The sequence below is a fragment of the Marinomonas alcarazii genome (assembly GCF_003208215.1).
Lineage (GTDB): Bacteria > Pseudomonadota > Gammaproteobacteria > Pseudomonadales > Marinomonadaceae > Marinomonas > Marinomonas alcarazii.
On record NZ_QKLW01000002.1, the window covers coordinates 215,092 to 231,041 of the forward strand.

The following is a 15,950-nucleotide window of genomic DNA, read 5'->3' on the forward strand; positions in this document are numbered from 1 at the left end:
TATGTCTGACATAGAGAAGTTTTTAAGTGCTCCTCCCATTAATCTAAGTTTGGATGATATTCGCGCAGCATTAGACAAGGAGCCCTACGCACAACAAATTCATAACCCTGATGAGCAAATGTTCCCCAAGGGATATGACTTGCAATATCGGTCTGCCGCTGTGCTTATTCCCATTTGGCGAGAGCCAGAAAATGGGGAGCTTTACGTTCTTTTAACTCAACGCGCTCTTCACATGCGCAACCACCCTGGACAAATCGCTTTCCCAGGCGGCAAACATGACCCCGACGATGCCAGCATTCAATACACAGCACTAAGAGAAACTTTAGAAGAAGTTGGACTGTCACCCGATTGCTTTGATCTACTGGGCGAACTAGGTGAATACTGCACCATTTCTGGATATTGCATCAAACCGATTGTCGCTGAAATGACACGCCGAAGTGAATTAAGCCTTTGTGAAGACGAAGTAAAATCTGTCCACTGGGTGCCATTACGCCACCTGCTTACCCCACAAAATTACCGATTTAGGAAAAAGAAGCTCGACACCATAGAGCGAGGCTACTTTGAAATCGACTATGAAGAAATTCGCATATGGGGCGTTACTGCGGGTATTTTATACGGGTTATATCAAACACTGGCCAAACACATTCGCTAATATCACTTTCAAGCATTATAAGGTTAGTGTTCTTTCGTCTTTTGCTTCATCGACACAAATTGTTATCGTACCAATAACGTAACTTAGATCAGGGTACATTATCCTATGCCAGCATTCGACTTAGCGTCTTTTATTGCTAACAATAAAGAAGACGAAGCTCAAAAAATTATCCATAACGCGATTCGAGAATTCGACAACATCGCCATTTCTTTCAGTGGCGCAGAAGACGTTGTTCTTATTGATATGGCTGTCAAAGCGAAAAAAGACATCAAGGTATTTTCTCTAGATACCGGACGCCTTCATGCAGAAACCTACCGTTTCATGGAGCAAGTACGCAAACATTACAACATTCAGATCGACATTCTTTCTCCCGACCGTGAAGCTCTAGAAAACTTCACTCGCGAAAAAGGCTTATTTAGTTTCTTCGAGGATGGTCATAAAGAATGTTGTGGCATCCGTAAAGTACAGCCTCTGAAACGTAAATTGGCGACGCTTGATGCGTGGATAACAGGACAACGTAAAGACCAAAGCCCAGGAACACGCAATGTTCTGGCGTTTGCTGAAAAAGATGCCGCGTTTAGCACAGATGAAAAAGATTTATTTAAATTCAATCCATTGGCAAATTGGTCTTCTGAAAACGTATGGAACTACATCAAAATGTTTGACGTTCCCTATAATGAATTGCACTTGAAAGGTTTTACCAGCATAGGTTGCGAGCCTTGTACGCGCCCTATTTTACCGAATCAACATGAACGTGAAGGTCGTTGGTGGTGGGAAGAATCTGAACACAAAGAATGTGGTTTACACGTCGCAAACCTAATACCAACAGCTCAGCAATAAGCACCTAGTTTATCTATAACTAGGTTAGCCCTAAACATGCTTGATGTTATCAGGCATGTTTGGCTGTTTCAGTCTCATCTGCAAATTGGTTTTCAAGATAATTCTGCCAAGACGCAATAAAATCGTTATAGCACACTTCCAGTTCTTGTATGTGTTGCAATAAAATCCTTCCTGCTGGTGTCATTTCCGTGGTTCGTCCATGACGAAGCAGCAGCGCCTCGCCCAAATCTCGTTCTAGTTTTTGAATATGCTGACTCACCGCAGGTTGAGTTAAACCTAACTGCTTCGCAGTTTTGGTAAAACTCCCAGTTTGAACCAAGGCCTTAAAAGTAATGAGATGTTGTGTATTAAGCATAAAGAATCCTTATAGTTAATTACATTATGCCCAATGCTATTTTTACGAACATTGACCTATATCGTGTTTTCGTGAAAGACTGAATATTATTAGCCCTATGGATTAACAAAATGACCACTGCACAAGATGTGATGTTACCTTGGCACGAAAGACAATCCGGCCATCAAGAGTCCCGCGACAATGATTACCGTACGCCTTATCAGCGTGATCGAGCCAGAATCATACATAGCGCCGCATTTCGTCGACTTCAGTCAAAAACCCAAATCCTCGCTATCAGACAAAACGACTATAGCCGCACACGCCTAACCCACTCCTTAGAAGTGGCTCAAATTGGCAACGGCATTGTTCACCAGCTAAAACACAGCTCGCCCGCAGACGCAGACTTTCAACCTTGGCTTGCTGATGATGCATTAATCGAAACCATTTGCCTAAGCCACGATATTGGTCACCCTCCTTTTGGTCATGGTGGTGAAATTGCCCTGAACTACATGATGCAAACTTATGGTGGTTTTGAAGGCAATGCGCAATCTCTGAGAATTCTCGGCAAACGTGGTTCTTACTCACCTATTTATGGCATGGATGTTACCCGCCGAACCTTATTAGGCGTTTTAAAGTACCCGGTTCTGTATTCAACAGTGGTAGGCAATTACCCCGAAAAACCAGCTAACTTCCGCCAATTTAAAGCGTCCAACTGGGCGCCGCCAAAATGCGTCTACCAAGAAGAACAAGACTTACTAAATTGGATCCTTGAGCCCTTGAGCCAAGCTGACAGGACCTTATTACAAGAAGTACATCAAGCAGAGCCAGACGGCCACGCTAAAGCCAAACACGCCAGTTTTGACACCAGTATTATGGATCTTGCTGACGACATCGCCTATGGCGTACATGACCTAGAGGACGCGATTGTTCTTGGTATGGTGACCAAAGACATGTGGTTAGAGCATTTAGAGCCCAAACTCGCAGCTTTAGCATCGCCCTTTTTAGCTGAAAACCTAAACGACATACGTACACAACTTTTTAGTCGCCAAAGCCACCTTCGTAAAGAAGCGATCGGCAGCTTAGTCAGCTGGTTTATTACCTCTTGTCGAGTGGTTGAAAAAACACAATTCGAGCATCCTTTATTGCGTTTTCAAGTCGGCCTTCCAGAAGGTCAACGCCAAGCATTAAACTTGTTAAAACAATTTGAAATGCAACACATCATCCAACGTCCGGAAGTGCAAATGCTCGTCTATAAAGGCCAGCAGATGTTATTGGAAATGTTTGAGGCTTACTCAGCCGACCCAAGCAGATTACTGCCTAGGGAAATCGCCAGCGAATGGCAAAAAAGCCAAGATAGAGGTGAAAATGGACTTCGTATCATCTGCGATTACATGGCCTCTATGACCGACGATTACGCCAGCCGGATGTACAACAAACTGTTTGTTCCAAGTTTAGGGTCGGTGTTTGAACCCATGTAGGTTGAACCTTCTTGTAGGAATAACTAAGAAGTGGCTAAAAAAATACCCCAGATTGACTTATGTAGATCTGGGGTATTTTTTTAGGAGCCGTTGTATTTAGAACTTACAGTCGACCAAATTTATAAGGACTTGGATCGATAATAGGCTCTACGCCTGACATTAAGTCGGCCGCTAATTGTCCAGCCGCTGGCCCTGTTCCAAAACCATGCCCAGAAAAGCCCGTTGCTACGGTCAAACCTGGAATGGATTCAATTCGATCAATCACCGGATTAGAATCAGGAGTAACATCGATAATGCCAGCCCATGCTTCAGCAATTTCAGCCTTTTCAAAGATAGGCCAAGCCTGTCTAAGGTTGTTTAACGCTTGCTGGTTCAAGTCGGCATTGAAGTCAGGATCATTGGTTCTCACTTTTTCAAAAGGCGTGCGGCTATTTGCATTCCAACGACGAGATAACCCCAAATCTTTAAAGAAATAGCTGCCCATCGAAATATTTAAAAAACTGCGCTGAGTACGAAGTTGATCAAGATACTTATGGCCAATTAACAAATGATCAAGCGTCACCGGAGCATCCAGCTTCCCGCGCTGCGTGATGATATAACCGCCATCCTGATGTTTTCTAAAAGAGAAATCAGGCCCACCCACGGCAATGTCCGTTGGCCCTTCCATAGGTTTGGTTCGCAATACAGAGCAAATTAAAGGCAGTGTCGGAAATGAAATACCGAGATTACCCAAGAATCGCCTAGACCACGCACCGCCTGCTAGTAGCACTTGTTCACAGCGAATCGGCCCTTTTTCCGTGACCACGCCTGACACTTTTCCGCCTTCCGTCGACAAGGTTCGTACCGCGCATTGCTGAACAATAATCGCGCCTTTTTTAATCGCGGCTTTAGCGATAGCCGAAGCAGCAATAGAAGGCTCTGCGTTACCATCGGAAGGTGTATAAATACCGCCGAGCCAGTTGCCTTTACCACCAGGAACCAGTTGTTCAATTTCTTCAGGGCTAACCATCCTTGAGTCTAACGACAGCGACTCGACAGACTTTAACCAGCCTTGGTGCATGGCAAGCTGTGCTTGGTTTTTCGCCAGAAACATGATGCCAGATTGCTTATAACCAACATCTTGCCCTACTCGGCTTGGCATCTCGGCCCAAAGTCGATCTGCGGCTTGCGCTAATGGAACATCATGTAAATGACGATTGGTTTTACGAATCCAGCCTAGATTTCGTGAGGATTGTTCACCAGCCACATGACCTTTTTCCAACAGTACAACAGGAATATTGCGCTCTGCCAACGCTAACGCGGCGGTCAAACCAACAATGCCACCTCCGATAATGACAACGCTGGTTGAGTCAGGAAGCTGATCTTGGGTCTCAACCCTTTCGAGTGTTTTTGTCATAATTTTTTCCTGAAGAGTTAGGGAGGATCCGAAATTTGCTCCTCCCCTGATGCAGATTTATTAGCCGATAGAAATATTTTGAACATCAGCAGTGGACGCACCGCGATAAGCCGTCACTTCCAGCTCCACTTTATAAACCGTTGAACCCAAAGGAGGACAAGTAACGGTAGAAGCAGGATTCACGCCTTTGAATTTTTGCCCGATCGCATCCATAACCTTTGGTGTATCAGCTGGGTCTTGAATAAAGACACGAGAAACAACAATGTCCTCAAGGCAAGAATCAACGGCTTTCAAAGCCAACTCAATATTACTAAAAACTTGATCTAACTGATCAAGCACATCTTCAGGAATTTCTTTTGTTTGAGGATTTCGACCAGCACTATTCGATACAAATATCCAATTATCTACCGACACAACACGGGAATAACTCGCTTTTTCTTCGAATATAGAATCTGTCTTTGCTTTAATTATTTTCGCCATTTTGTCTTACCTAATATTTAAACTGAGAAAAAATATTTCCGATTAACGTAATGCTGGAACATCCCAAAGATTCAGTGAGACGCCAATGCCTTTTTCAATTGCATTACGATAAACCACTGTCGCCCAAGCGACGTCTTCCACTGGCATACCGCCCACAGATAAAATAATGATCTCTTCGTCGTTCTGACGAGCAGGAGAATCGCCATAGACAATTTTGCCAAGGTCTTCGAGGTCATCATGGGAAAGCTTGCCTTCTGCAATCATGTCCATGCAGCGCACACCTACAAGCGGAATCACGTTATGAGCAGGCTTAGGCACTTCCTCGTACCATGCTTCGTACAAGCCAGTGTTATCAAGGACTTTACGAACATCCTTTTGCTCCATGCCATCATCTAAACTGCAGCTTGCTGGCATCGCTAGGAAAGCACCCGGTTTTACCCATTCACGCTTAACTATTGGGTAAGTGGACGGATCACCCACTTCGCCTGAATTACAGTAAGTAACAAGGTCTGAACCACGAACCACCGCTTCGACACTGTCTACCACATCAATTGTGGTAACCTGTGGAAAGGTTTCTTTAACCCAGTCAATAAAGCTGTCTAGGTTTTTCTGACCACGGCCTTTGACTTTAATCGTATCCACTTGAGGGCAAGCAGCAATAAAAGCCGCTACTGTTGTTTTCCCCATCACCCCAGGGCCAAGCAGTCCTATTACTTTAGAGTCTTTACGAGCTAGATAACGCGCCCCCACACCAGGAATGGCCCCTGTTCGGTAAGCAGATAGCAAGTTAGCAGACATATACGCCAAAGGTGCTCCTGTATCGATATCATTTAAAATCATCATCAGAATAGAACGAGGCAGACCTTTCTCTCGATTGGCGATATTAGAGCCATACCATTTCACACCGGAGGTTTGGAAATTACCGCCAAGATAGGCAGGCATCGCCATTAAACGGCGATCGGCTGTTGGCTTTGGCATGGTAGGAAAAGGAGATTCATCAGGAAACGTAATCATCGCACCATGAGAGTCATTATTAGGACCCGCCATACGGTAATCACCTGTATACAAAAGCCCAAACATCTCTTCCATGGTATCCACGCAACTTGGCATATCGGTTACGCCGGCTTTAATCATGTCTGGTTCAGAAAGGTAAATAAAATCGATTTTAGTATTCTCACTCATGGTGCTGCCTATTCTAAAAATGGTTTATATTTTTATATTAATAATGATGTTTTCGAAGAATAAATAGATCCAGCAATTAAACTAAATCAATGTGTACGTTTATCACTAAAATATTAAGATCACATCGTACAAAAGAACTTATTATTAATATGGCATCAACTCCTTTTAAATAACACTCTACTTTTTTAGCATTATTTATATTGGAGAATTCAAACGCCCTCTTCTGAAAGAAGATAAAACGGAACATTTTTATCGTATCGACAAAAAAACACCATTCATATATCCCTTTAGGGACATTTGAACCCTGTTCTAGATGGAACGCAGAGGATGAGAAAGCTAAGATTTATTACTCAGCATAAATGGCTGCCCGAAGATTCGATGCAGCCATTTGGGAAAAGTTGTGAATTACAGGCGGCTGGTACCGTAAACAAATGTGCCGTTCTCAACGGACGCCTGAGGCGCTGGAACAGCGTCACCTGTTTGTGGTGACACAGGGAAAATAGCATTAATCTGCCCTGTACCAGAGCTACCAAAATACGGAGTGATCACTTCTACCTTTTGATCATAATCTGACCAACCAAGTGCACCCAACAGCATAGCGGTATCATGCATGAATCCTTCGCCATGGCCTTTTGCCGCGTATTCAGGCAGCATCTCGCAAAATGTTTTCCACTCTGCGTTCTCCCACATTTCAACGACTCGATGATCGAGACTCTCAAGAAATGGGCTCCACACTTTGGTAGAGAAATCGGGAGCCTGACCGTTCTGAGCAAAGCGATGGGACAGCGAACCGCTTGCCAAAATGGCAACCGTACCGTCGTAGTGTTTTTCAATCGCCTCACGGATAGCCCATCCCAAACGCGCTGAATCATTTAAGTAATGAACCGTTAATAGAGCTGAGACTGAAATACACTTGAAATGTTGGTCTGGATTCATATAACGCATTGGCACTAGCGCGCCGTATTCAGGCGCTAATGTCGTCGCATCATGCGCCATGGTCTCAACGCCTTGTTCATTACACACCTTAGCAATAATACGACCCAGCTCTGGGTTACCATCGAGGCTGTATGGCATATTATTAATGAAGTGTGGCAGTTCATTACTGGTATAAACCCCTTCCCAGTGTGGCGCACAATTAATGTGATAATTCGCATTTACCAACCAGTGCGTATCAAACACAACAATGGTATCCACCCCAAGCTCACGACAACGCTTAGAGATTTCAAGGTGGCCATCTATAGCCGCCTGACGAAAGCCTTTTTGAGGGCCATCAAGCTCCGAAAGATACATAGATGGCACATGTGTTATTTTTGCAGCAAGAGCTAACTTACCCATAGTAAATCTCCAAAATAGTGTTTATCTATATAACAGTTCTGGTAAGAAAAGAGCGACAGATGAAAAGACCACAATCAAGCCGAGTCGAACCATATCAGCACACCAAAATGGCGTAATACCCTTAAAGATCGTTCCCGCTTTCACATCCTTCAATACAGCACTCAACACAAAGACATTCATCCCTACAGGCGGCGTAATAAGACTAATTTCTGTCACCACAACCACCACGATACCAAACCAGACCAAATCAAAACCTAGGCTTTGTACCAAGGGATAAAAAATAGGAACCGTCAAAAGAATCATGGATAAACTTTCAAACACCATTCCTAGCACTAAATAAATAGCGATGATAATTAAAATAACCCCAAACGCTGAAAGGTTAAAACTTTGCACAAAAGCCAATAATTCAGCGGGCAAACCGGCAATAGTAATAAAGTCCGAAAAGATTAACGCGCCAATTAACACCGAAAACAACATTGCCGTGGTTCTACCTGTATCAATTAAGGCATGAAAAATCGCCTCGACTGTCAGTGATTTACGCATTAGAGCAATTAAGAAAGCCCCTCCAGCGCCAACACCTGCGGCTTCAGAAGGAGTGAAAACACCAAGATAAATCCCTCCCATTACCACAAGAAATAAAACCAAAACACCCCAGACATTTTTCAACGCCTGTATACGTTCAGCAAGACCAGTACGCTCTGCACTTGGGCCTTTTTCTGGATGCCGCCAAACGACATATCTCACGGCCAACAGATACAGAAAAATCCCCAGTAAACCAGGCAAGAAACCAGCGGCAAACAATTCGCGTATACTGGTCTCCGTTAACAAACCATACATCAGCAAAATAACACTAGGTGGTATTAAAATACCGAGTGTAGATCCTGCCGCAATAGATGCACTGGCTAAGCCATCGCTGTAGCCATATTTTTTCATCGGCGGCATGGCGACCTTGGCCATGGTTGCAGATGTTGCCAAACTCGAACCACAAATCGCCGAGAAACCACCGCAAGCCACAATCGTTGCCATGGCTAGACCGCCTTTACGATGCCCCAAAAACGCATTGGATGCTTTATACAATTCACCCGATAAATTTGCTTTCGTCACAAAGTTACCCATCAAGATGAACAACGGTATAACAGACAATCCATACTCTTGTGAGGTATCGATAATACGATTTGTCGCAAGAGATAAAGGTCCAGTCCAACGAAAATCAAACACATTATCGAAACTCAAACCTTGCAAATAACCAAAGCCAACAATACCAACCGTTCCCATAGCAAAGGCGATAGGCATTCTAAAAATGAGAATAAGCACTAGAAGAATGGCAAAGCCAAAAGCAGAAACAATCATTCAGCCACCTCCACTTTTGACATCACAGCATAAAAAGCTTTCAGCATAAGAATTGCGGCGGTAACAAACATCATGATAGAGATAAACTGGATAAAATACGCCACAGGAATATGCAAAAATTCCGTCATGACACCGCGACGTAATGACCTAGAAGCTTGAAACCAAACACGTTCTGCCACGAAGAAAAAACCAGCAGCAATCACTAAATTAATAGCTAAACCACTGATTTTCATAAACATTTCTGGCAATACACGATCAAGAATATCAACCACCACATGAGCGCTAGTAAGGGTTACGATAGGCAACTGACAAAAAACAATGATACAAAGAGCCAACTCAGTAAGCTCAGTTGTACCGTTGATAGAGTTGTTAAATACGTAACGTCCAACCACGTCAGAGCAAGTCAATATCATCAAAGCAAGCAATACGAGTGACGACACAACCTCAAGAACAAAGGCTAGCCATTTAGCTAGCCCAAATTCTTCATGGTATTTATTAACCATCGCAGATAACCACATCGCTATTCTCCATGCTTCGCTGCGTACTCATGAGCCGTATCACGAAGGTATTTCAACGCGTTACTGCCGTTATAACCTTTGTCATCCGCGGTTTTTATCCAGCTGGCGCTGGCGTCAGACAAAGTGGCTTGAACATCTTTAACGAGCTTATCATTGGCAGACAAAGTAGTGACTGTGACGCCATTTTCACGTGCCGATTCTATTCCTGCTGCATCACTTGCATCCCACGCTTTACCCGCTAGCACGGATAACACTTCCCCTGATGCATCATTAATTGCTTGTTGATCTTCTTTATCTAAATCTTCAAACACATCAGGATTCATGAACATTGAAAAGCTGCCCATGTAGAGGCCATCAGGGAAAATGGTCAAATACTGAGTGACTTCTGAAAGGCGCAAAACTTTCTGCTCTACCGCAGGTAAAAACGCACCATCAATGACGCCTTGTTGCATCATCTCGTAAACTTTTGGTGCAGGCGCGCCGACTGGTGTCACATGGAATTTTTCCGCAATGATACTTTGCACACCGCCACCGATGCGGATCTTTTTATCTTTCAGATCATCAATGGAATTGACTGGAAAATTTGAATGAATTTGACCCGGTCCATGCGTAAATAAAGCCAGTAGTTTTAGACCATCGAATTCATTAGAGGCAGAAAAGAACTTTTCATAGGTCGTCCACAATGCGTAAGAGGCCGCTTCCGCATTAGTGCCTAGCCCTGGTTGCTCTACAACTTGGGGTAATTCAAAACGCCCTGGAACATAACCATGGTAGCTATAACTCGCATCCACTATTCCGTCTTCAACCAAATTCCACATCGTTTTAGGGTGGCCTAAGCCATAAACGATTTCGACATTAATACGTCCGTCGGTGGCATCCGATATGGCTTTACCCCAAGCAGGAATAACCACTTGGTTCATAGGATTGGTCGGTGGAAGCCAGCTAGCAACCCGGATTGTTTCTGCAAACGTCATGGTAGACAAAGTGGCGGCTACAGCAATAGAAAAAATCTTTTTAAGGCTCATCACGATTACCCTCTATTTATAATTATTTTAAATCGTTATTGACTCAATCAGGCTCTACTTAAAAAGAGCATGAATATTGTTCTTATTAAATTTAAGAACAGGATCCAGTTCCGTCAGTTCAAAAGATATCTGGCAATAACTGTTATCTGTGATCGGTTTCATCCATTCGCAAAAGATAGCAAATACCTTTTCTGCTACCTCTTGGCGTACTTCCATGCTTCGACCATGACCTATTTTTAAATTCAAATTGATCAAGGCGAAGTCATCACGCCCATCCGCAACACGAAAATGATCACAACAAATCGCCCGACTGCGCACACCACCAAGAGGAAAGTGCCCAGTTGAAACAATGTACTCATGCAGCGCTTTAAACACTGGCTGAAAATCTAAACGCTCTTCAAGATTGGCTGAATATTCAAAAACAAAATGTGGCATAAGAATGCTCCAACAAGCGCGAGGGCATCACGCCCCCGCCAATGTTTAAACTACACACCCCACTTTGGAATGTGGTGTGAGCCCATGCTGATACAAACATTCTTTGGTTCGCAGAAGACTTCGAAGCTGTAGTCTCCCCCTTCGCGGCCTGTACCCGACGCCTTCTTACCACCAAACGGGGTACGAAGATCACGTACGTTTTGCGAGTTTACAAACATCATGCCTGCGTCTACTTTTTGCGCGATGCGATGAACCTTGCCTACGTCTTGCGTCCATAAATAAGACGCTAGGCCGTATTCATTGTCGTTCGCCATAGCGACCACATCGGCTTCATCTTCAAACGGTATCAATACCGCAACCGGTCCAAAAATTTCCTCACGGGCAATGCGCATGTCATTGGTTACATCACGGAATACGGTTGGACGAACAAAGTGACCGCCTTTCAGATGATCGGGTAACTCATCTACTGGCTTATCTGGGCCGCCTGCGATCAAGGTCGCACCCTCTTCCATACCGATACGAATGTAGCCTGTCACTTTGTCAAAGTGCTGTTGACTGATCAAAGAACCTACTTGCGTATTCAGATCTGTCGGATCGCCGACTCTGATTTTGCTCGCTCGCTCCGCAAATTCCGTCGCGAACTTATCGTAAATGCCTTTTTGTACGAAAATACGAGAACCTGCTGTACAACGCTCACCATTGATCGAGAAAATGCCAAACACCGCAGCGTCCATCGCGCGTTCGTAGTCGCAATCTTCAAAGATCATTACTGGTGATTTACCACCCAGCTCCATAGAAAATTTCTTTAAGCCAGCATTGGCAATAATGTGTTTACCCGTTGAAGTACCGCCAGTGAATGAGATCGCATCCACATCGTCGTTAGTAATGATGGCGTTACCTGTTGTTGCACCAAAACCATGCACAATATTGAACACACCTGGTGGCACGCCCGCTTCGATGGACAAACGACCGAGGAAATCTGTTGTCAACGGAGACAATTCAGACTGCTTCATTACCACTGTGTTACCTAACGCGAGCGCAGGTGCTGTTTTCCATGTTCCCGTCATAAAAGGTACGTTCCATGGCGAAATCAGCGCGCACACACCCGTTGGTTGGTACAGGGTGTAATTCAACATTTGGTCGTCAACTGGGTAAGTATGACCGTTCATCTGCTTGGCTTTATCAGCGAAGAAATAGAAGTTATTCGATGAACGTGGAACCAACGCATTCAGCGTTTGGTATAGAGGTAAGCCTGTGTCAGCGGTTTCGAGGCGAGCAATTTCTTCAACATTCTCAGCGATAAGGTCGCCCAGTTTTTCAATGATTTTCGAGCGTTTTGCTACTGGCATAGCCGCCCATGCTGGAAAGGCATCTTTGGCAGCTTGAACCGCTTCAGCCACCTGCTCATCAGATGCGTGAGCCACTTCTGCCAATACTTCACCTGTAGCGGGATTAAAAGTCTGGAACGTTTCTTTGCTCTCAACCCATTTGCCGTTTATCAAGTTCTTAATCATTTTTCTTCTCTCTACTGATAAGGAACCGAACGAGAATATCTCGACATCGATTTAGTTAACATGTTAAATAAATTAAACTTAACATGTATAGTATGTCAAGCACACTTACCAACAATGAAATGCATTTATTGAAAAAAAGACAAAGATAGAGATATGTGGAATACCTTTTGCATTAATTGACTTTTAGTGCAGATGTGAAATTATCCTTCTGTGCCCTATCAAATAACTGACAATAAACGGGAGCGCATAACATGCTAAATTCAAGCCTTTATGACACTTTGCCTTCTCTTATCAATAGCATTGGTCAACAGCAGTTTTATGATCAAGTTGCCTATTCGATTAAAGCGCTAGACCCCATCTCTAACATCAGAATTGTTAGCTATTCGAAAACAAACCACCCTGTTTTCTTAGGCGGCTATCCAATGTCAGAAATTGATGAAGTGTATTGTAAATCGGCCTACTTACTAGATCCTGTCTATGACATGATCTGCGATGATAAAGTGCAGACTGAATTCTTTACGCTGGATAGCCTAGTTAATAATGATGATTTTCGAGACTCCATTTACTACGATACCTTCTATCAACAACTAGGTTGGTGCAATGAAACAAACATTGTGATCGGCACAAACAGTGACAAGAAAATCTGCATCGTCTACTCGACAAAAGACAATGACTCGTCTGTTCAAGCGTTAAATCGAGAGTTATTCCCATGCCTCAATTCGATCAAAGCCGCCATTTTGACTCATGAACGTGTTGGTTCACAGTTACAGCTAAACCAAGTGATTGAACATGAACCCCTAGATACTCGCCGCTCTATCTTTGAAAATCACCATCTAACCAAACGAGAAAAAGAGATTGTTGAACTTATCTTAACAGGGCTATCTTCGGCTTCTATCGCAGAAAAATGCTTTGTCTCGGAAGGTACGGTTAAGAACCATCGCAAAAACATTTATCGTAAACTCAAAATAAAATCTCAGGCTGAGCTTTTCCGTAAATTCATCCAATAAATTCTGCAGTGTATTGACAAGGAAGTTTTTTTACGAAACTATACTTAACATGTTAACTACATTTGGTAATAAAAAAATGTTCCATTACAGACAAAAAGAATCAAATGAAGTGGTATTCAAAACAGCGAACGCCAGCTTTGAAATTAGATTAGATAACAGCATGCTCCCACCAACATCTGGCAGCGTGATTGGTGTCGCACTAAATAATAAAGCACTAGCTAAGTCTTTGGAGCAAGCGTTTAACGAGAAGCCGCATGTTCAGCCCCCTAAAACGCCTGTTTTACACATTAAAACGGATAATACTCATATCGGGTATGCGAGCAGCATCAAGGTGCCCACTGACAAAGGCGCTGTTTATGCAGGCCCTTCGTTGGGTATCGTTATTGGCAAGACGGCAACTCGCGTCGATACCAATAACGCCTTAGATTTTATTCAAGGTTTTACGGTTGTTAACGAAGTGAGCTTGGCTGAAACCTCCTTCTACCGTCCTGCGGTAAAAGCAAAATGCCGCGATACTTTCTGCCCTATTGGCCCATGGACGGTAGACAAAACCGCAGTAAGTCATCCTAATAATTTAAGTATCAAGACCTTTATTAATGACACATTTGTACACGAGACAAATACCGATCAATTAATCCATTCGGTGGAAGAGATTGTCAGCTACATAAGCAGTTTTATGACGCTGGAAGCAGGAGACATCATCATCGCGGGAACACCCGAGCGCACACCGGAATTAGAAATTAAACCTGGTGACAGTGTCATGATAGATATCGAAGGCGTCGGCCGTCTAGCCAATCCAGTAGAACAAGAATAGGAAGCAGTCATGAAAAGCGCTCGTATACTTTTTAACAATAAAACATTAGACGTCACCATCAACGAACAGGATCAAGTTGTTACTCAACAAGGTGATGTATTAGCAGACGGTTCATTTACATGGTTACCGCCTTGCGAAGGTAAAATGTTCGTTTTGGCGATTAACTATGCCGATCATGCGGCTGAACTCTCTTTCAAAGCACCAGAAGAGCCTTTAGTCTTTTTGAAGAATAAAAACTCCCTAATTGGTCACGATCAAAACACTTACCGCCCCGATAACGTCGATTACATGCATTATGAATGTGAATTAGTTGTGGTCATCGGCAAAGAAGCCAAAAACGTTTCGAAAGAAGACGCAATGAACTATGTCGGTGGTTACACAGTGGGCAATGACTATGCAATTCGCGACTACTTAGAAAACTACTACCGCCCTAATTTGCGCGTAAAAAGCCGTGATACTTGCACCCCAATTGGTCCATATCTCGTTGATGCCAAAGACATTAAAGACCCTCATAACTTGATGCTGCGCACTTATATTAATGGTGAACTCAAGCAAGAAGGCAACACTAAGGATTTGGTCTTTAATATTCCTCATCTTATCGCCTACTTAAGTGACATTATGACATTAACACCAGGCGATATGATCTTTACAGGCACACCAGAAGGTCTGGCTGATGTAAAACCCGGTGACGTGGTAACCACAGAAGTAGAAGGCGTTGGCGTTTTAAAAAATACCATTATTTCTGAAACAGAATACCTAAAAACAATTTAAATTAAGGGTGTAGCATGCTTTCAAAAGACATTATTACGGCTTGCGCTAACAAGCTTAATCAAGCAGAAAAAGAACGCGTTCAAATCCGTCAAATCTCACTAGATTATCCAGATATCACGTTTGATGATGCGTACGCCATTCAACGTGAATGGGTGCAAATGAAATTAAATGAAGGTCGCAAGATAATTGGCCATAAAATTGGCTTAACATCTCGTGCGATGCAGATGAGTTCACAAATTGATGAGCCCGATTACGGCACCTTGCTTGATGACATGCTGTATTACGATGGCTGTGAAATTGAAACGGACAAATTCATTGTGCCGCGTATCGAAGTCGAATTAGCTTTTGTTTTAAAAAAGCCATTGAAAGGACCAAACTGCACGATTTTCGATGTTTATAACGCCACAGATTATGTTATTCCAGCCCTTGAGCTTATTGATGCTCGCAGTCAATCTATCGACCCAGAAAGCAAACGCCCACGCAAAGTCTTCGATACCATTGCTGATAATGCTGCCAACGCTGCGATTATCCTAGGTGGGCGACCGATCAAAATAGATGAAATGGATTTACGCTGGGCGTCTGCCATTATGCAACGCAACGGCATTATTGAAGAAACCGGTGTGGCGGCAGGCGTGCTCAACCACCCTGCCAATGGAGTTGCATGGTTAGCCAATAAATTAGCGCCATTTGACGTCGAACTTGAACCAGGACAAATCATCCTTGGCGGTTCTTTTACTCGCCCGATTGCAGCACGTAAAGGCGATACGTTCAACGTGGACTATGGCCCACTTGGCTCAGTGTCTTGTCATTTTGCTTAGT

At 43.5% G+C, this 15,950-nt stretch carries 17 protein-coding genes; 7 read left to right on the forward strand and 10 right to left on the reverse strand.

Going from position 1 to position 15,950, the window contains the following annotated elements; all coding sequences use genetic code 11:
• The first annotated feature begins 1 nt into the window (after window position 1).
• Both DFP75_RS05915 and DFP75_RS05920 read left to right on the forward strand, forming a co-directional pair.
• The gene (locus tag DFP75_RS05915; RefSeq protein WP_110573249.1) at window positions 2-652 is read left to right on the forward strand and encodes a CoA pyrophosphatase; all 651 of its coding nucleotides are present in this window, start codon (window positions 2-4) and stop codon (window positions 650-652) included.
• A gap of 105 nt (window positions 653-757) precedes the next feature.
• On the forward strand, window positions 758-1,492 hold the full coding sequence (locus DFP75_RS05920; RefSeq protein ID WP_110573251.1) for a phosphoadenylyl-sulfate reductase: 735 nt from the start codon (window positions 758-760) through the stop codon (window positions 1,490-1,492).
• Window positions 1,493-1,541: 49 nt separating this feature from the next.
• Here the strand turns inward: DFP75_RS05920 and DFP75_RS18675 are convergent, their stop codons facing one another.
• On the reverse strand, window positions 1,542-1,847 hold the full coding sequence (locus DFP75_RS18675) for a LysR family transcriptional regulator (RefSeq protein ID WP_110573252.1): 306 nt from the start codon (window positions 1,845-1,847) through the stop codon (window positions 1,542-1,544).
• 110 nt (window positions 1,848-1,957) lie between these two features.
• Between DFP75_RS18675 and DFP75_RS05930 the strand changes: the two genes are divergently transcribed.
• Window positions 1,958-3,304, forward strand: coding sequence for an anti-phage deoxyguanosine triphosphatase (locus DFP75_RS05930; RefSeq protein WP_110573254.1), 1,347 nt, complete (start codon window positions 1,958-1,960; stop codon window positions 3,302-3,304).
• A gap of 103 nt (window positions 3,305-3,407) precedes the next feature.
• On the opposite strand, the gene DFP75_RS05935 is transcribed toward DFP75_RS05930, so the two are convergent.
• From DFP75_RS05935 to hpaE, 9 genes are all read right to left on the reverse strand, one after another.
• Window positions 3,408-4,700: an NAD(P)/FAD-dependent oxidoreductase gene (locus tag DFP75_RS05935; RefSeq protein ID WP_110573256.1), complete on the reverse strand. Its 1,293-nt coding sequence runs from the start codon at window positions 4,698-4,700 to the stop codon at window positions 3,408-3,410.
• A gap of 60 nt (window positions 4,701-4,760) precedes the next feature.
• Window positions 4,761-5,180, reverse strand: a complete 420-nt coding sequence (locus DFP75_RS05940; protein WP_110573258.1) for a Rid family hydrolase — start codon at window positions 5,178-5,180, stop codon at window positions 4,761-4,763.
• A gap of 42 nt (window positions 5,181-5,222) precedes the next feature.
• Window positions 5,223-6,362 (reverse strand): ornithine cyclodeaminase family protein, encoded by a 1,140-nt coding sequence (locus DFP75_RS05945; protein WP_110573260.1) that lies wholly within the window; start codon window positions 6,360-6,362, stop codon window positions 5,223-5,225.
• Between the two features lie 405 nt (window positions 6,363-6,767).
• The gene (gene hpaD, locus DFP75_RS05950) at window positions 6,768-7,697 is read right to left on the reverse strand and encodes a 3,4-dihydroxyphenylacetate 2,3-dioxygenase (RefSeq protein WP_110573262.1); all 930 of its coding nucleotides are present in this window, start codon (window positions 7,695-7,697) and stop codon (window positions 6,768-6,770) included.
• 21 nt (window positions 7,698-7,718) lie between these two features.
• On the reverse strand, window positions 7,719-9,047 hold the full coding sequence (locus DFP75_RS05955) for a TRAP transporter large permease (RefSeq protein WP_110573264.1): 1,329 nt from the start codon (window positions 9,045-9,047) through the stop codon (window positions 7,719-7,721).
• On the reverse strand, window positions 9,044-9,565 hold the full coding sequence (locus tag DFP75_RS05960; RefSeq protein WP_110573266.1) for a TRAP transporter small permease: 522 nt from the start codon (window positions 9,563-9,565) through the stop codon (window positions 9,044-9,046). Before DFP75_RS05960 ends, DFP75_RS05955 begins: the two co-directional genes overlap by 4 nt.
• A 2-nt stretch (window positions 9,566-9,567) precedes the next feature.
• A complete protein-coding gene (locus DFP75_RS05965; RefSeq protein WP_110573268.1) occupies window positions 9,568-10,590 on the reverse strand; it encodes a TRAP transporter substrate-binding protein in 1,023 nt (340 codons plus the stop codon).
• A 54-nt stretch (window positions 10,591-10,644) separates the two neighbouring features.
• Window positions 10,645-11,025, reverse strand: a complete 381-nt coding sequence (locus DFP75_RS05970; RefSeq protein WP_110573270.1) for a 5-carboxymethyl-2-hydroxymuconate Delta-isomerase — start codon at window positions 11,023-11,025, stop codon at window positions 10,645-10,647.
• 50 nt (window positions 11,026-11,075) lie between these two features.
• Complete coding sequence (gene hpaE / locus DFP75_RS05975; protein ID WP_110573272.1) at window positions 11,076-12,539, reverse strand: 5-carboxymethyl-2-hydroxymuconate semialdehyde dehydrogenase; 1,464 nt, start codon at window positions 12,537-12,539, stop codon at window positions 11,076-11,078.
• A 251-nt stretch (window positions 12,540-12,790) separates the two neighbouring features.
• Here hpaE and DFP75_RS05980 point away from each other — a divergent pair, with 251 nt between their 5' ends.
• From DFP75_RS05980 to hpaH, 4 genes are all read left to right on the forward strand, one after another.
• Window positions 12,791-13,546, forward strand: coding sequence for a helix-turn-helix transcriptional regulator (locus tag DFP75_RS05980; RefSeq protein WP_110573274.1), 756 nt, complete (start codon window positions 12,791-12,793; stop codon window positions 13,544-13,546).
• A 76-nt stretch (window positions 13,547-13,622) separates the two neighbouring features.
• On the forward strand, window positions 13,623-14,360 hold the full coding sequence (locus DFP75_RS05985) for a fumarylacetoacetate hydrolase family protein (RefSeq protein ID WP_110574432.1): 738 nt from the start codon (window positions 13,623-13,625) through the stop codon (window positions 14,358-14,360).
• Window positions 14,361-14,369: 9 nt separating this feature from the next.
• A complete protein-coding gene (locus DFP75_RS05990; protein ID WP_110573276.1) occupies window positions 14,370-15,131 on the forward strand; it encodes a fumarylacetoacetate hydrolase family protein in 762 nt (253 codons plus the stop codon).
• Window positions 15,132-15,145: 14 nt separating this feature from the next.
• A complete protein-coding gene (gene hpaH / locus DFP75_RS05995) occupies window positions 15,146-15,949 on the forward strand; it encodes a 2-oxo-hept-4-ene-1,7-dioate hydratase (RefSeq protein ID WP_110573278.1) in 804 nt (267 codons plus the stop codon).
• Window position 15,950 lies beyond the last annotated feature (1 nt).

Excerpts from the sequence above, each read along its gene's own strand:
- DFP75_RS05915 (WP_110573249.1), top strand. The coding sequence starts at position 2 with ATGTCTGACATAGAGAAGTTTTTAAGTGCTCCTCCCATTAATCTAAGT.
- DFP75_RS05920 (WP_110573251.1), top strand. The coding sequence starts at position 758 with ATGCCAGCATTCGACTTAGCGTCTTTTATTGCTAACAATAAAGAAGAC.
- DFP75_RS18675 (WP_110573252.1), bottom strand. The coding sequence starts at position 1,847 with ATGCTTAATACACAACATCTCATTACTTTTAAGGCCTTGGTTCAAACT.
- DFP75_RS05930 (WP_110573254.1), top strand. The coding sequence starts at position 1,958 with ATGACCACTGCACAAGATGTGATGTTACCTTGGCACGAAAGACAATCC.
- DFP75_RS05935 (WP_110573256.1), bottom strand. The coding sequence starts at position 4,700 with ATGACAAAAACACTCGAAAGGGTTGAGACCCAAGATCAGCTTCCTGAC.
- DFP75_RS05940 (WP_110573258.1), bottom strand. The coding sequence starts at position 5,180 with ATGGCGAAAATAATTAAAGCAAAGACAGATTCTATATTCGAAGAAAAA.
- DFP75_RS05945 (WP_110573260.1), bottom strand. The coding sequence starts at position 6,362 with ATGAGTGAGAATACTAAAATCGATTTTATTTACCTTTCTGAACCAGAC.
- hpaD (WP_110573262.1), bottom strand. The coding sequence starts at position 7,697 with ATGGGTAAGTTAGCTCTTGCTGCAAAAATAACACATGTGCCATCTATG.
- DFP75_RS05955 (WP_110573264.1), bottom strand. The coding sequence starts at position 9,047 with ATGATTGTTTCTGCTTTTGGCTTTGCCATTCTTCTAGTGCTTATTCTC.
- DFP75_RS05960 (WP_110573266.1), bottom strand. The coding sequence starts at position 9,565 with ATGTGGTTATCTGCGATGGTTAATAAATACCATGAAGAATTTGGGCTA.
- DFP75_RS05965 (WP_110573268.1), bottom strand. The coding sequence starts at position 10,590 with ATGAGCCTTAAAAAGATTTTTTCTATTGCTGTAGCCGCCACTTTGTCT.
- DFP75_RS05970 (WP_110573270.1), bottom strand. The coding sequence starts at position 11,025 with ATGCCACATTTTGTTTTTGAATATTCAGCCAATCTTGAAGAGCGTTTA.
- hpaE (WP_110573272.1), bottom strand. The coding sequence starts at position 12,539 with ATGATTAAGAACTTGATAAACGGCAAATGGGTTGAGAGCAAAGAAACG.
- DFP75_RS05980 (WP_110573274.1), top strand. The coding sequence starts at position 12,791 with ATGCTAAATTCAAGCCTTTATGACACTTTGCCTTCTCTTATCAATAGC.
- DFP75_RS05985 (WP_110574432.1), top strand. The coding sequence starts at position 13,623 with ATGTTCCATTACAGACAAAAAGAATCAAATGAAGTGGTATTCAAAACA.
- DFP75_RS05990 (WP_110573276.1), top strand. The coding sequence starts at position 14,370 with ATGAAAAGCGCTCGTATACTTTTTAACAATAAAACATTAGACGTCACC.
- hpaH (WP_110573278.1), top strand. The coding sequence starts at position 15,146 with ATGCTTTCAAAAGACATTATTACGGCTTGCGCTAACAAGCTTAATCAA.